Origin of the sequence: Pseudomonas sp. PDM17 (genome assembly GCF_014851985.1) — a bacterium.
In the GTDB taxonomy this organism is placed as follows: Bacteria; Pseudomonadota; Gammaproteobacteria; order Pseudomonadales; family Pseudomonadaceae; genus Pseudomonas.
This window is the reverse complement of sequence record NZ_JACVAT010000003.1, coordinates 748,591-764,129: the sequence shown is the minus strand read 5'-3', so window position 1 is coordinate 764,129 and position 15,539 is coordinate 748,591. Positions and strand designations below refer to the sequence as shown.

The following is a 15,539-nucleotide window of genomic DNA, read 5'->3' as shown; positions in this document are numbered from 1 at the left end:
CGTTCGGCGGGCTTTTCGTTTAATTTGCAGCAGCCTGGCGTAGTTTGCGGTCATAGCCCCGGTCAATGAGCGGGAGGATGCTGATACATGGATGAGAATAAATTGCCGGCCGATCAGGAAGAGGCCTTGCTGGCGCTGCTGCACAGTCGTGCCGAGGTGACGCGGCTGAAGGAGCGCGAACAGCTCTTCAGCGCGCTGCTGGCGAGCGTGAACTCGGTACTCTGGGCCTTCGACTGGCAGGCCCAGCGCATGGTCTATGTCAGCCCGGCGTACGAGCGCATCTTCGGCCGCTCCGCCGCGCTGCTGCTGGCGGACTACAACGAGTGGCGCAACTGCATCTACCCCGATGACCTGGACTATGCCCAGAGCACCCTGCAGGAAGTGCTGCAGCGCGGCGCCATCGAGCAGCGCGAATACCGCATCCTGCGCGCCGACGGTGAAGTGCGCTGGCTCAGCGACAAATGCTTCGTCAGCCAGCACAGCGACGCGGGCCTGCCGTTGATGATCGTCGGCATCGCCGAGGACATCACCGACAAGAAGCACCTGGAAACCGAGCTGCACCGCCTGGCCACCACCGACGTGCTGACCCAGAGCAGCAACCGCCGCTACTTCTTCGACAGTGCCGAGCAGGCCTTCCGCGACTGCAAGGCGACCTCCACGCCGCTGGCGTTCCTGCTGCTGGACGTGGACGACTTCAAGAAGATCAACGACGTCTACGGCCACCAGGTCGGTGACGTGGTCCTGCAGCGCATCGCCCAGAGCGGGGCGGGCGCGCTGCGTCGCGGCGACCTGTTCGGCCGTATCGGCGGCGAGGAATTCGCCGTGCTGCTGCCGGGGTGCGACGAGAGCATGGCGCGGCAGATCGGCGAGCGCCTGCAGCGGGAAGTACAGCGCCTGCGCTTCAACGAAGCCGAGCATTTCTTCAGCGTCACCATCAGCCAGGGGCTGACTCTGCTACAGCCCGATGACCAGAATCTTTCCGCGCTCTACAGCCGTTCCGATGCGGCCCTGTATCAGGCGAAACGCACCGGCAAGGACCGCATTGTTCAGGGATGAAACACTCCAGCCTGTCCGCGGTGGAAACATTAATACTTTCTGATTAATCCCTTTTTCGCAGATTCGGGGCTGTATGTTTCTGCTGTCAAAATGCCTGTGTCGGCTTTATGGCGCGTTATAAATCAATAGCTTACGGAGCGTGATTTGCCTTCTGTCGGAATCCCGGCGTAGGACTGCTTCCTACGTTGACATGCCTTCGTCCCCCCCACTATTACTATCCACATAGCAATATCGTGTGGTGTCCGGATGAGACACCTCAGGGAGCAGTCGCACGAGCAGTAAGGTCATGGAAGATTCTGCCACCTCTTCTTCCTGTCATTTTCCTATCGCTGCCTGACAACTTTCGCCAGCCTCTCGCTGCGGAAGCGCGATAGTTTTTTGCTTTTTGTTTTTCCAGATTTTCGGAACTTGGCCGAGGGGCGGTAGCTTTGCCCAGCGAAAAGTAACGGCCACTCCAGGGACGAACAGTTGATTGTCGTTAATCGAATCGGGTCATTCGAACTCGGGCGGTAGCCTTGTCTTCGAATTTTCAATTTGGCCCGGCGTAGAGCACCTCCTGGACTGGAGTGAGTGACGATGGCCGCTGAAACAATGGAAAACGACGGCACTTATCGCGCCGTTGAAACAAGCAGAAAGAGCGACGCTTCCCGGGCGGGAAGTGCTTCGCTGATGAAACTGCGGGAGTTTGACGCCAATCCCCGAGGCGTTAATGAAAAGTTTAGTCGAGCTGACTCCGTTAGTTCGAAATTTTGTTATGCCGGCTCCTTGTTGTGTAACAAACATGAACTTTCCCCTGAGATTAAGCCGCGCCAGACAGTGTTCGTTTCATTTCTGAAACAGCAACTTCTGCGCCGTGCCGAAGTTCTTCTGCAGGCGTTCGCCATCCATTCCGAACTGACTCCCGTGACCTTCCCGAAGAAGGCCCGCGCGACGGCGGCTGTGCCGCGAGTGACGGAATTCCGGCGCGAGCGCTGCCACCCTGCCGGCCGACAGCGCCGGCCTCACGAGAGCCGCGCGCCCCGCCGCGCTGGGAGTCAAGGCTGATGGCCGAGCAATCGCTTCGTTCCAACTATGCCTGTGTGGTCGGCGGCGCCGGCCCGGCAGGCATGGGCTTCCTGTTCAACGCCTACAAGACCGGTGCGCTGGCGAGTCTCGCCCGCGATGGCCTTCTGGTGGTGGACGCTGCACTGGCGGTCGGTCGTGGCCGGTTGGGGGATTACCACATTACTGCCAACTCGGTGGGCGATGTGTTCCTCGATTGCCTGCGCGATCCGGCGTTGTTGCCCATCTTTGCGCCGCTGGCGCATTCCCAGGCGTTCCGCGCCCTGCAGAACGATCCCCATGGCGCGCCGATGCTCACCCAGGTGGGCGAGCTGCTGGCGCATGCCTCGACGCTGTTCATGCGTTACGTCACCGAGCACCTGGGGGTCGAAGTGGCGCTGGGTACGCGTATCGAAAAGATCACTGCACTGGACGACGGCAGCTTCCAGCTGGCGCTGCGCAGCGGCTCTCATACCGCGCAGATCGACGCAGGCGCGCTGGTGATGAACCTGGGCGGCCGGCAGAACCGCGAGTACCTGAACTGGAGCCTGGCCGAGCAGGACCTGCACCTGTCCCATGACGGCCCCACGGTCTACTCCTCCGATGCGCTGCTGAGCCTGAACGCCGCCGAGCTGGTAGAGCTGTTCGGCGACCGGGTGACCCCGGGCACTCGCTTCACCGTGGTCGGTGGTTCCCACAGTGCCTTCTCGATCCTCGATAACCTTGCCTGCGCCCTGGACTGCCTGGGCCTGGAGCAGATCACCCTGCTGCACCGCGCGCCGATCCGCCTGTTCTTCGAGAGTGTCGAGGAAGCTCGCGCGGCCGGCTACGGGGTGGACGAGGGCATGGATGTCTGCCCGGTGTCCGGTCGGGTCAACCGCTCCGGTGGCCTGCGCTACCGCGCCCACCAGGTCGGCACCGACGTGCTCTCGAATGGCGTGGTCAGCGGCACCCGGGTGAAGGTCGAGCTGCTGTGCCTGGAAGATCGCTCACCTGCCGCGCGCGAACGCCTGGAGCAGTGCTGCAGCGACGATGGCGTGTTTGTCCAGGCCATCGGCTACCAGCCGTGCCTGCCAGCCCTGCGCCGCGCCAACGGCGAGCCGCTGCAGGTGCGCGAGAGCAAGGGCGGGCTGGACTCCGACGCCGCCGGCTGCCTGCGCGACCACACCGGCCGGCCGATTCCCGGCCTCTACAGCTTCGGCCTCGGATCGGGCCTTGCGGCCAACCCGATGCTGGGCAGCGAGCGCTCCTTCGACAGCCGTATCTACGGCGTCTGGCAGTTCCACAACGACGCCAGCGGCCGGGTCATCGAGGCCCTGCAGGAGCACCTGGCCAACCGCGCAACGCAAGCCGAGCAAGCTTCTCGAGACCACAGCCACACCGGCATCGACGACGCGCCCTTCGCGCTGTCGGCACTGGGTTGAGCGGCGCGCGCCAGCTCGACAGCCAACGGACTTTCCATCCAAGAGAGGGATGCGACCGTGATCAATGTGACCAAGACCTACCTGGGCAACCCGGAGAAGTTCAAGGCCTACGTGGACCAGATCTATGCCTCCGGCTGGATCACCAACCACGGCCCCTTCGTCACGGAACTGGAAGAGCGCCTGCAGGACTACTTCGGCGTTCGCCATGTGATTCTGACCAACAACGGCACCATCGCCCTGCAAGTGGCCTACCGGGCCCTGGGCGTGACCGGCAGTGCCGTGACCACCCCCTTCAGCTTCGTTGCCACCAGCAGCACGCTGCAGTGGGAGAGCATCCGCCCGCGCTTCGCCGACATCGACCCGCGGACCTGGAACCTCGACCCTGCTCGCATCGAAGCCAGTCTTGCGCCGGATACCACCGCCATCGTCGCCACCCACGTGTTCGGTAATCCCTGTGCGGTGGAGGAGATTCAGGCGGTGGCCCAGCGCAACCAGTTGAAAGTGATCTACGACGGCGCCCACGCCTTCGGCTCGCGCTACCGCGACCGGTCGGTGCTGGCCTGGGGGGACGCCACCACCCTGAGCTTCCACGCCACCAAGCTGTTCCACACCATCGAGGGCGGCGCCATCGTCACCTCCGATGACGAGCTGGCGAAGCAGATCCGCCTGATGTGCAACTTCGGCATCGCTGGCGTCGACCAGATCGTCGGCCTGGGGATCAACGCCAAGCTCAACGAGTTCTCCGCCGCCATGGGCCTGTGCGTGCTCGACGAGATCGACAGCATCCTCGCCCAGCGCGAGGAGATCGCCGCCCGCTACACCGCAGCCCTCAGCGGCTACTACGACCTGCAGGCCAGCGAGAGCTACGCGCGGCTGAACAACAGCTACTACCCCATCGGCCTGCGCGACGAAGCCCAGGTGCTGCGCGTGCGCACCGCGCTGAATGAGATCGGGGTCAACCCGCGGCGTTACTTCTACCCGTCGCTGGATACCCTCGATTACCTCGCCCCGCAGGTGCCGCAAGTGCTGTCCCGCGAGCTGAGCCAGCGCATCCTCTGTCTGCCGCTGTACCCGGGTCTGCCGCAGGAGATCCAGCGCGCGGTGATCGAAGTGCTGCTGCTGGAAAGCGGCCGCGTCGCCGTCGCGGTGTAGGGGGACGATCATGCGCACCGCACGCTCGCTGTCGATGGTCCGCAACACCCTGATCAATTACGCAGGGCAGGCGTACGCCATCGTCATCGGCATCCTGATCCAGCCGTTCTACCTCGGCCACCTGGGGGCCGAGGCCTACGGCCTGATCGGCTTCTTCGCGGTGCTGCAGAGCTGGCTGCTGTTGCTGGACATGGGCCTGTCGCCGGCGCTGGTGCGCCAGGTTGCCCATGGCCGCGGCGTCAGTGGCGAAGACCAGGCCCCGGCTCGCCTGCTGCGCTCCTTCGAGCTGATCCTGCTGCCGCTGACTGTCCTCAGCAGCCTGGTGGTCTGGGGCGGCAGCCACTGGGTCGCCGGGCAGTGGCTCAATGTGCAGCAACTCTCGCCCGAGCTGGTCGCGCAGTGCATCAGCCTGATGGGCCTGCTGGTGGCTCTGCGGCTGTACGCCACCCTGTACCGCAGCGCGCTGCAGGGGCAGGAGCTGCATGGCTTCATCAACGCGGTGAACGTGTTCATTACCACCCTGCGCTACTTCGGCGGCCTGCTGCTGGTGGCGCAGGTCAGCCAGGACCCGCTGGTGTTCTTCCAGTTCCAGGTCGCGGTGTCGCTGATCGAGGCGCTGCTGCTGGGCGGCAAGGCTTACCTGTGGATGGACGTGCGCCTGCTGACCCGCTTCTGCTGGGGCACGGTGCGCCCGGTGCTGCCCTTTGCCCTGGGCATGTCCTTCACCTCCTGCCTGTGGATCGTACTCACGCAGCTGGACAAGGTCCTGCTGTCGAGCCTGCTGCCGCTTGAGCAGTACGGTTACTTCTCCCTGGTGGCGCTGATTTCCGGCGGCGTCCTCACACTGGTCAATCCGCTGGCGCAGTCGCTGCTGCCGCGCATGACCGTGCTGGTCGCCGAACAACGCCACGAAGACATGCAGCAGCTCTATCTGAAGGCGAACCGCTTCGTCTGTGTGCTGCTGTTCCCGATGGTCGCGGTGATCGCCGCTCATGGTCATGACCTGGTTCTGGCCTGGAGCGGCGATGCCGTGGCCGCCAGTTGGTGCCGGCCGATCCTGGCCTGGTACGTACTCGGCTCAGGCCTGCTGGCGGTGGCCAGCTTCCAGTTCTACCTGCAATACGCCCACGGCCTGCTGCGCATGCACGTCTGGTACACGGTCATCTCCACCCTGGTGACCGTGCCGCTGGTGATCGCCAGCGCCTACCTCTATGGCGTGCTCGGCGTGGCGCTGTGCTGGTTCGGCCTGCGCCTGGTGTCGTTCCTGATCTGGCCGGCGATCGTGCACCACGCCTTCGCTCCGGGCCTGCATGGCCCGTGGCTGCGCGACACCCTGCAGATCGCCGCGCTCAGCGCCGCCGGCCTGTTGCTCAGCGAGCCCTTTTACGCGCTGCTGGCCCGCTCCGGCGAGCGCCTGTGGCTGCTGGCGGCGCTGGCCGTGTGCGGCCTGATCACCCTGTTTCTCGTGGGCGTGGGCTCTGCCCCGGCTTTGCTGCGCCTGTTCAAACCGTCCCACAAGCCGAGTGTCTAGACATGGATATCCGCTCCGAGCTGCAGATCCTCTCCAACTGGCCGGAAGACCCCAAGCCTCTTCTGAGCATCGTCTGCCTGGCCTACAACCAGGTGAACTACATCGGCCGCACGCTGGACAGCTTCCTCGAGCAGGTCACCGACTTCCGCTTTGAAGTGCTGGTCAACGACGACGCCTCCAACGACGGCACCAGCGAGCTGATCGCCGACTACGCCGCGCGCTACCCGCACATCATCAAGCCGATCTTCCACAAGGAAAACCAGTACTCGAAAGGCGTCTCCCACGGCCTGCCGGTGTTCAAGAAATGCCGTGGCCGCTACATCGCCTACTGCGAGGGCGACGACTTCTGGACCGACCCGCGCAAACTGCAGATCCAGGTCGACTTCCTGGAGAAGAACCCGGACTACGTGATCACCTACCACGACGCCTACACCTACAACGAGGACGGTGTGATCAAGCCCCGGCAGCTCACCGGCAAGTACCGCCGCGACGCCAGCCGCCTGGACCTGCAGAAGGCCCGGCCGATCTCCACCCTCACCACCTGCTTCCGCAATGTCCTCACCGAGATGCCCGAGGAGCTGCGCACCACGCGCATGGTCGACCTGTGCTGGTGGTCGCTGCTGGGCGCCTTCGGCAAGGGCCGTTTCATCGAGGAAATCCGCCCGGCGGCCTACCGCGTTCACCAGGGCGGGATCTTCTCCATGCAGGCCGATCGCGTGCAGCAGCAGATGACCCTGCACACCTACTACTGCCTGTCGCGCTACTACCAGCGCCTGGGCAATCAGGAGCTCAACGAATACTTCCTGATGCAGGTCTGCCGGATGTCCATGGCCGCCGTCTCGCCCATGCGCAAGGTGCAGGCCTTCCTGCTGCTGATCGGCAACCACGGCGCCAACCTGCTCAAGCGGCTGAACCCGATTTCGGCGCGCTGAGCCGCGCCACCTCAATGGAGGATGGAAGTCCATGAGTGTCATGCCCCGCTCGTCCCTGGAAACGCTCCAGGACACCCGCATCGATGTGGCCGGCCTGCTGCGCCTGCTGTTCGATCACAAGAAGATGATCCTCGCCGTCACCGGCCTGTTCGCCGTGCTCGGGCTCTTCTACGCGGTGATCGCCACGCCGATCTACGTTTCCGGCGCGATGATCCAGATCGAGCAGAAGAAGAACGGCCTGAACGGCACGCCGGAGGTGATCAACCGCCCCGACTCCGTGTCCATCGCTGCCACCGAGATCGAGCTGCTGAAGTCCCGCGCGGTGCTCGGCAAGGCGGTCGAGCTGCTCAAGCTGGACATCATCGCCAAGCCCAAGCACCTGCCGCTGATCGGTGACTACCTGGCGCGGCGCTACCAGCCCGAAGCCGGTGACGCTCTGTCCGCGCCCTGGCTGGGCATGGGTTCCTATGGCTGGGGTGGCGAGCAGATCAAGGTGTTCTCCCTCGATGTGCCGGAGGAGTACCTGGGCGAGCCGCTGACCCTGGTGGCCGATGGCGGCGACGCCTACCACCTGCTCAACGCCGACGACCAGCTGATCCTTCGCGGCGAGCTGAAGAAGCCGGTGCTGGAGAAGGGCTTCAGCATCGAGGTGGACGAACTGGTGGCGCGCCCCGGCACCGAGTTCATCGTGGCCAAGAACCGTCTGCTGACCACCACCCTTAACTATCAGAAACTGCTCAAGGTGGTCGAGGCCGGCAAGGACTCGGGGATCATCTACATGACCCTGGAAGATCCGAGCCCGCTGCAGGCTGACCGCATCCTCGACAAGATCAGCCACCTCTACGTGCTGCAGAACGTCGAACGCAGCTCCGCCGAAGCTTCCCAGCGCCTGCAGTTCCTGCGCTCGCAGCTGCCGGTGGTGCGCCTGGACCTGGAGCGCGCCGAAAACGCCTACAACGCCTACCAGACCACCGCCAAGTCCGCCGACATCAGCGTCGAGACCCGCGGCGTACTGGACCAGGTGGTGGGCATCGACAACCAGCTCTCCGAACTCAAGCTCAAGCGTGCCGATTACGACCGTCTCTACACCCCGTCGCACCCGACCTACCAGGCCCTGCTCAAACAGATGTCCAGCCTGGAAGACCGCAAGGCGCAACTGCAGAAACGCATCCAGACCCTGCCGGCCACCCAGCAGGAACTGCTGCGCCTGTCCCGTGACATGCAGGTCACCCGGCAGACCTACACCAGCCTGCTGAACAAGGCCCAGGAGCAGGACATCATCCGCGCCGGCACCATCGGCAACGTGCGCGTGATCGACACCGCCCAGGCCAACGTCGAGCAACCGGCCAAGCCCATGCGCAAGGTCATCGTGCTGCTCGCGACCTTGCTCGGTTTCTGCGTTGCCCTCGGCATCCTGTTCCTGCGCCAGGCCTTCTACCGTGGCGTGGAGAATCCCGAGGCGATCGAGCAGCTGGGCCTCTCCGTGCTCGCCGCGGTTCCCTACTCGCGGCAGCAGGAGCGCCTGGAGAAGGAGCGCAAGAGCGACATCCTCGGCCACACGCCCAAGCTGCTCGCCGCGTCCGCCCCCGGAGACCTGGCCAACGAGGCGATCCGCAGCCTGCGTACCAACCTGCACTTTGCCCTGCTCGAAGCGCGCAACAACGTGGTGATGCTCACCAGCCCGGCACCGGGCGCCGGCAAGTCGTTCGTCTCCAGCAACCTCGCGGCCATCGTCGCGCAATCGGGCCTGCGCACCCTGCTGATCGACGCCGACATGCGCAAGGGCTACCTGCACCGGGTATTCGGCCTGACCCCGCGCCACGGCCTGTCCGACGCGCTGAGTTCGCACCGTCCGCTGAGCGAAGTGATCCTGCCCACCGAGGTACCGGAGCTGGACTTCATCTCCTGTGGCTTCGCCGCGCCCAACCCGTCCGAACTGCTGATGCACGACAACTTCGCCCAACTGCTGCGCGATGCCTCGTCGATGTACGACCTGGTGATAGTCGACACCCCGCCGGTGCTGGCGGTGACCGACGCCGCCCTGGTCGGCCGGCTGTGCGGCATCTGCCTGCTGGTGACGCGCTTCGGCCAGAGCCCGGCGAGCGAGATCGACACCGCGCGGCGGCGCCTGGCGCAGAGCGGCATCCACCTGCAGGGCGCCATCCTCAACGGTGTGAAACGCAAGGCTTCGACGGCGGCATACGACTACGGCGCCTACGCCTACCGCTATGACGCCAAGGACTGAAAAGGGAAACTAGGGAAAGGATGCAGCCATGGTCCATATCGTCAGCCTCATGCAGCCGTACTTGTTCCCCTACCTGGGGTACTTCCAGCTGATCGCCGCGAGCGGCCTGTTCATTCTCGGCGACAGCCTGCAGTACACCCGGCGTGGGTGGATCAACCGTAATCGCCTGCTGGTCGGCGGGAAGATCTGGCAGTTCAGCTTTCCCCTGGAGCAGGGCTCGCAGACCCAGGCGATCAACGAACGCAGGCTTAGCGAGCAGATGCAGCTGAGCAACCGGCGGCTGCTGCACACCATTCGCCATGCCTACCACCGAGCGCCGTGCTACGAGCAGGTAATGCCGCTGCTGGAGGAAATCCTCGAGCACCCCGAACGCAACCTGTCGCACTTCGCCGAGCACTCGATCCGCCGCATCTGCCACTACATCGGCATCGACACGCCGATGGTGCGAGCCTCGGAGCTGGAGCTGGCCGAGGACATCGGCCGCGACCAGCGCCTGATCGAGGCGGTGAAGCAGAGCGGCGGCGACATCTACCTCAACCCGGAGGGCGGTCGCCACCTGTACTCGCCCGATGTGTTCCAGGCCCATGGCCTGGAGTTGCAGTTCCTGCGCATGGACGAGCTGAGCTACCCCCAGTTCAGCCCGGATTTCGTCCCCAGCCTGTCGATCATCGACGTGCTGATGTTCAACCCGCCGGACGAGATGCAGCGGTTGCTAGGCCGCTACACCCTGGAGCGACCCGCTCCCTCGTCGGACCTTCTTGGGGAGTACGAATCATGAATTCCGCTGTCAGCGTTGGCCTGCAAGCCGCGCAGTATCGCTGGTACCTGATCCAGACCAAACCGCACCAGGAACTGCGCGCCGAGGAGAACCTCGGTCGCCAGGGTTTCTCCTGCTACCGCCCGGTGGTGAAGCAGGGCAGCCGGCCGCAGCCGCTGTTCCCCGGCTACCTGTTCATCCGCCTCGATCAGCAGCATGACAACTGGTTCCCGATCCGCTCCACCCGTGGCGTAGCGCGCATCGTCAGCTTCGGCGCGCAGCCGCTGGCAGTGGCCGACGAGTTGGTGGAAGGGATCCGCGAGCGCCTGGCGGCGATGCCCGAGCGCCCCTCCAGTGGCTTCCACGAAGGTCAGATAGTGCGCCTGAAGTGCTCCGGCGACTGCGAAGTGGAGGCCATCTTCCTCTGTGACGATGGCACCGAACGCGCCCTGATCCTGCTCAACCTGCTGCAACGCGAACAACGCATCCGGGTCCCGCTCAGCCAGCTCTCGGCGCTGAGCGGCAACGACGGCTGGCGCGCCTGAGGCGCACACCCCAGACAAGGCCAGGTACAAGGAGGAGTGGCGAGATGAATGGATCGACCGTGCTGGTGACGCTGACCTATGGCGATCGCCTGGACTACCTGCAGGAACTGCTGGCGCGTGCCTTCCGCGAGAAGGACATCACCCGCGCCATCGTCGTGAGCAATGCCTCGGTGGCTGAGCTTGACCAGCTGTTCATGCTCTGGCCCAACCGCGTGCAGGTGATCGAACTGGACAGCAACACCGGCTCGGCCAACGGCTATGCCGTGGGCATCGAGGCCGCGCTGAAGACCGGCTGCGATTTCATCTGGCTGATGGATGACGACAACGCCCCGACGCCGGGTTCGTTCCCCCTGCTCAAGCAACGCCTGATCGACTGCGCCCTGCGCCATGGCGCCGACAACACCGCCGTGCTGGGCTTCCGTCCCACCCACCAGGCCGACGTCGCCTCCGGCGTGCCGACCCGTTTCATCGCGCCGCCGCGCTCCAGCTACTTCGGCTTCCATGTCCGCCAGCTGCCCTACAAGCTCTGGCGACGCACGCCCTGGGGCAAGCCGAAACCGCGCCCGGCGCAGCCGCTGCTGGAGCTGCCGTTTGCCTACTATGGCGGCCTGCTCGGGCATGCCGACCTGTTCCGCCGCATCGGCCTGCCGCGCCGCGATCTTGTGCTCTACGCCGACGACACCGAGTACACCTTCCGCATCGGCGCCCTGGGCGGGCACCTCTACCTGGTGCCCGAAGCGGGCCTGGACGACCTGGAACACTCCTGGAACATCAAGGAGCGCACCTCCAACATCTACGAGACCTATCTGCTCGGCAGCTCCGACCTGCGCGCCTACTACGCCGCGCGCAACCAGGCCTGGTTCGACAAGAACCTGTGGGTCACCTCGCCGCTGATGTACCGCTTCAACCGCTGGGTGTTCATTCGCCTGCTGCATTTCTTCGCCCGCCGCCATGGTCGCGCCAGCCGACTGGCCCTGCTGCTGCAGGCGATCCGTGACGGCGAGGCCGGCAGCCTCGGCATGAACCGGGCCTACCCGCTATGAGAGTGATGCTGCTCAACACCCTCTACGCCCCGCACATCGGCGGCGGGACGGAAGTCATGCTGCAGCACATGGCCGAGGGCCTGCGCGGGCGTGGCCACGACGTGCAGGTGCTTTGCACCGGGCCCGACGCGGGCCTTCAGCGCGAGACGCTGAACGGTGTGGCGGTACTGCGCGCTGGCCTGCGCAATCTCTACTGGCCGTTCGACGAGAAGCGCCATGGCACGCTGAAGCGCCTCGCCTGGCACGGGCTGGACCGCTACAACCGCCGTATGCGCAATCTTCTGGCGAAGGTTCTGGAAGAGGTCGAACCGGACGTGGTGGTCTGCCATAACCTGTCGGGCTGGTCGATCTCCGCCTGGGATGCGATCCGCGATGCCGGCCTGCCGCTGGTCCAGATACTTCACGACCAGTACCTGACCTGCCCGCGCGGCGTGCGCTTCAACAAGGGCCGGCACTGCGAGCAGCAGTGCGCGTCCTGTGCGCTGCTGCGACGCTCCCATGCATCGGCTTCGAGCGAGGTCGATGCGGTAGTCGGCGTCAGTCGCTACCAGCTCAATGCGCTGCTCGATGCCGGGTACTTTGCCGGCAGCCAGACCCACGTGGTCTACAACGGCTCGCCGATGGCGGAGGTGCCCGTAGCACCGCCTTCAAGCGGACGGCGCCCGCTGCGCTTCGGCTTCATCGGCGCTCTGACCCCGAACAAGGGCGTGGAATGGCTGATCGAGCAGTTCCAGGCGCGCGGCGAGGATGCCTCGCTGCTGATCGCCGGACGGGGCGACAACCACTACGTGAACCAACTGAAGTCCCTCGCCGATCCCCAGCGCGTGCACTTCGTCGGCTACCGCAAGGCGGCCGAGTTCTTCAGCGAGATCGACGTTGCCGTGGTGCCCAGCCTGTCCCCGGAATCCTTTGGCCTGGTGGCGCTGGAAGCCTGCGCCCACCACCTGCCGGTGATCGCCTCGCGCATGGGCGGCCTGACGGAAATCGTCCTGGACGAAATCAACGGCCTGCTCTGCTCGCCCGATCGGAGCGACTCGCTGGGCGACGCCATCGAGCGCCTGGTGCGTGACCCTACGCTGCGCCAGCGCCTGGCCGCGCGCGCCCGTGAAGTCGTGGCACCGATGCTCAGCGTGGAACGGATGCTCGACGAATACGAAGCCATCCTGCGCCACACCCTGCTTACCCGCGGAGTCCAGCATGGAACTGCAATCCCCGTATCCACGCTTTGAGGTCGACCGCCGCGTGACCTTCGACCGCTCCTTGCTGGCGCTCGGGGTACTGGTGGCCTTGCTGCTGGTGGAGACCTTCAACGGCGCGCTGCGCTTCTACACTGACCAGGCCGGCCTGTCGGCCATCGTCTACCTGCCCAAGGTCGCCTGCATCGTCGCGGTGGGCTGGGAGCTGTTCACCCGCCCGCAGCAGCGCGGCCTGTGGCTGCTGTTGATCCTCGCGGCAGCTTCGCTGCTGCTCGGCCGGCTGCATGGCGCCGAGTCCCAGAGCGGCTTCTTCTCCGTCTTCATCTACGCGCCGCTGCTGTTCGGCCTGCTCTGCGGCCAGTACCTGGAAATGCACCGCAAAGCCGTGGGCTGGCTCATCTTCTTCTGCCTGCTGGCTTCCCTGGTGGGCATCGCCCTGGATCTCACCATCAACGTGCCGTGGAAGGGGTACACCTACTCCATGGGCGGCGTCGAGATCAGCGGCAACCGTTCCTGGAGCGCCTATGGCCTGGATCGCATCGCCGGCTTCTCGCGGATGTCCTCGAGCCTGGCGATGATGCTGGCGGTGTTCAGCCTGTACCTGGGGTCCTTCCGCCTGGCACTGCCGGTGCGTGGGCTGATCTACCTGATGGCGCTGGTCGGTATCGTCCTGACCACCAACAAGTCTTCCGCCGGTGCTTTCTTCTTTGCCCTGCTGGTGATGAGCATCAGCCGCCAGCGTCTGCTGTTCCTGCTGGCCGCGCTGCTGGTGGTGCTTGGCGCGCTGGGGTTGCCGCTGTACGGCCTGTACGGCCATGTCGACCCGTACCTGGCCAGTGCCACCGGCGATAACCTGATGGGGTCGATGGTGGATCGCCTGGTCAACACCTGGCCGAACCTGATCAAGGTGATGGACTACAACGGCTGGATCTACACCGGCGCCGGGCTGGGCATGACCGGCAGCGCCTACGCGGCCTTCCCGGTCTTCGGCGTCGAGCAGCTGGCGGTGGCGGACAACTCGCTGCTCTACCTCTGGTGCCTGTTCGGCGTGGCAGGTATCGCCCTCTACCTGCTGGCGGTGCCGATGCTGATGCGCCTGCAACGCCAACCCGGCCGCGAAGCCCGTGCGCTGCTCGGCATCGCCTACTGCATCCTGCTCATTGCCTGGACCAGCGACGTGCTCGAGTCGCCGATTCCCAGCCTGTTCCTCGGCCTGGCCATCGGCCGCGCCCTGCGCCTGCCGGGCGAGACCGCACCGCAACCGGCGCCGCGCACCCTGCGCCTGCAGGGTGGCATGCTCAGTCTGCTGGCCTGTGCACTGCTGATCGGCGGGGTACTGCAGTCACCGCGCAGCCTGGCGAACGAGGCTCCGGTGGAAAGCCTCGGCCCGGCGGAATTCATCGTCGGCGCCAGTACCCACCAGAACATCCGCGCGGGCAACCGCGACGGCATCAATCGCCTGGCTCGCGAGGCCGGCATCCTGTCGTTCCGCGACGATGCCTACTGGTCCAGCGTCGAGCGCGAGCGCGGCGTGCTGTCCATCGATGCCGCCTGGCGCGCACAGCTGCGCAGCACCCGCAGCTTAGGGATAGATACGCTGCTGATCCTGGGCAACGAGAACCAGTTCTACGGCAATGCCAAGCCGCGCGACGACGCTTCCCGCGAGGGCTACCTGCGTTACGTGCGCTACGTGGTGCGCAGCTTCAAGGGACAGGTCGCCTTCTACGAAGTGTGGAACGAGTGGGACTCGGAAAACGCCACCGACAAGGACTTCAGCGACGACTACCTGACCCTGGTGCGCGCGGCCGCCAAGGTGATCCGCGAGGAAGATCCGCAGGCCAAGGTGCTCGCCGGGGCCGTCACTCTCAAGGGTATTCGCCAGGGCTTCGCTGAGCGCATTGCCGGTGGTGGCGTGCTGGATGTCGTCGACGGTATCTCGCTGCATCCTTCGGTGTACTGCGAGCGCGAGATGTCCACCCCCGAGGCCTGGCTGAACTGGTTCCAGGGCGTCAACCAGAAGCTGGAAAACGCCGCTGGCAAACCGGTTCCGCTGTACTTCACCGAGTTCAGCTGGCCGGCCCACGAAGGCGATTGCGGCATCAGCCGCGAGCGTCAGGCCGCCTACCTGGCCCGCGCCTACGTGCTGGTGCGCAGCCTGCCGAACGTGAAGGGCGCCTGGTGGTACGACCTGGTGGACGACGGCATAGACCGCACGGACATGGAACACAACTTCGGCCTGCTTACCGCCAGCGGACAGCCCAAGCCGGCCTACCACGCGATGGCCAGCATCGCCGACATCATCGGCCGCTACCGCTTTGTCGGCCGCGTGCCGAACGAAGACCCGAACGTTTACCTGCTGCGCTTCGCCAAGGCCAGCGAGGAAATTCTGGTGGCCTGGACCCTGGGCCATGAGCAGACCCTGAACATCACCAGCAAGCCCGGCAGCAGCGACACCCTCTGGCGCCTGGATGCCGTCGAAGGGATCGCCCGCCGCGAGGGCCGGCCGGTGCCCTGGCAGTGCCCCGCAGGGGGCGGCGACTGCCAGGCCAGCATCCGCATCGACGCGTCGCCCACCCTGGTGCGTAGCGCGTCGGCCCCGCAACTGTCGTTGCGCTGA

The 15,539-nt window shown here is 65.2% G+C and carries 12 protein-coding genes; all 12 read left to right on the top strand.

From position 1 onward, the window contains the following. Positions 1 to 87: 87 nt before the first annotated feature. The 12 genes from IB256_RS13625 (at position 88) to IB256_RS13570 (ending at position 15,539) form a co-directional block, all read left to right on the top strand. On the top strand, positions 88 to 1,056 hold the full coding sequence (locus IB256_RS13625) for a sensor domain-containing diguanylate cyclase (protein WP_081515216.1): 969 nt from the start codon (positions 88 to 90) through the stop codon (positions 1,054 to 1,056). Between the two features lie 576 nt (positions 1,057 to 1,632). Continuing rightward, positions 1,633 to 2,100, top strand: coding sequence for a hypothetical protein (locus IB256_RS13620; RefSeq protein WP_192402899.1), 468 nt, complete (start codon positions 1,633 to 1,635; stop codon positions 2,098 to 2,100). Continuing rightward, positions 2,100 to 3,521 (top strand): hypothetical protein, encoded by a 1,422-nt coding sequence (locus tag IB256_RS13615; protein WP_192293495.1) that lies wholly within the window; start codon positions 2,100 to 2,102, stop codon positions 3,519 to 3,521. The genes IB256_RS13620 and IB256_RS13615 overlap by 1 nt, the downstream gene beginning before the upstream one ends. Before the next feature lie 57 nt (positions 3,522 to 3,578). Beyond that, complete coding sequence (locus tag IB256_RS13610; RefSeq protein WP_081515219.1) at positions 3,579 to 4,673, top strand: DegT/DnrJ/EryC1/StrS family aminotransferase; 1,095 nt, start codon at positions 3,579 to 3,581, stop codon at positions 4,671 to 4,673. A 10-nt stretch (positions 4,674 to 4,683) separates the two neighbouring features. Continuing rightward, positions 4,684 to 6,204, top strand: a complete 1,521-nt coding sequence (locus IB256_RS13605; RefSeq protein ID WP_192402897.1) for a lipopolysaccharide biosynthesis protein — start codon at positions 4,684 to 4,686, stop codon at positions 6,202 to 6,204. Between the two features lie 2 nt (positions 6,205 to 6,206). Next, on the top strand, positions 6,207 to 7,136 hold the full coding sequence (locus IB256_RS13600) for a glycosyltransferase family 2 protein (protein WP_192293491.1): 930 nt from the start codon (positions 6,207 to 6,209) through the stop codon (positions 7,134 to 7,136). Positions 7,137 to 7,167: 31 nt separating this feature from the next. Further along, positions 7,168 to 9,381, top strand: coding sequence for a polysaccharide biosynthesis tyrosine autokinase (locus IB256_RS13595; RefSeq protein ID WP_192293489.1), 2,214 nt, complete (start codon positions 7,168 to 7,170; stop codon positions 9,379 to 9,381). A gap of 28 nt (positions 9,382 to 9,409) precedes the next feature. Beyond that, positions 9,410 to 10,159 (top strand): WbqC family protein, encoded by a 750-nt coding sequence (locus IB256_RS13590; protein ID WP_081515223.1) that lies wholly within the window; start codon positions 9,410 to 9,412, stop codon positions 10,157 to 10,159. Beyond that, positions 10,156 to 10,683 carry a transcription/translation regulatory transformer protein RfaH gene (gene rfaH / locus IB256_RS13585; RefSeq protein WP_192293487.1) on the top strand — a complete coding sequence of 176 codons (528 nt, stop codon included), beginning with the start codon at positions 10,156 to 10,158 and terminating at the stop codon, positions 10,681 to 10,683. Before IB256_RS13590 ends, rfaH begins: the two co-directional genes overlap by 4 nt. A gap of 44 nt (positions 10,684 to 10,727) precedes the next feature. Continuing rightward, on the top strand, positions 10,728 to 11,726 hold the full coding sequence (locus IB256_RS13580; protein WP_192293485.1) for a glycosyltransferase: 999 nt from the start codon (positions 10,728 to 10,730) through the stop codon (positions 11,724 to 11,726). 5 nt (positions 11,727 to 11,731) lie between these two features. Further along, complete coding sequence (locus IB256_RS13575; protein WP_225601731.1) at positions 11,732 to 12,955, top strand: glycosyltransferase family 4 protein; 1,224 nt, start codon at positions 11,732 to 11,734, stop codon at positions 12,953 to 12,955. After that, positions 12,924 to 15,539, top strand: coding sequence for a GH39 family glycosyl hydrolase (locus tag IB256_RS13570; RefSeq protein WP_192293481.1), 2,616 nt, complete (start codon positions 12,924 to 12,926; stop codon positions 15,537 to 15,539). The genes IB256_RS13575 and IB256_RS13570 overlap by 32 nt, the downstream gene beginning before the upstream one ends.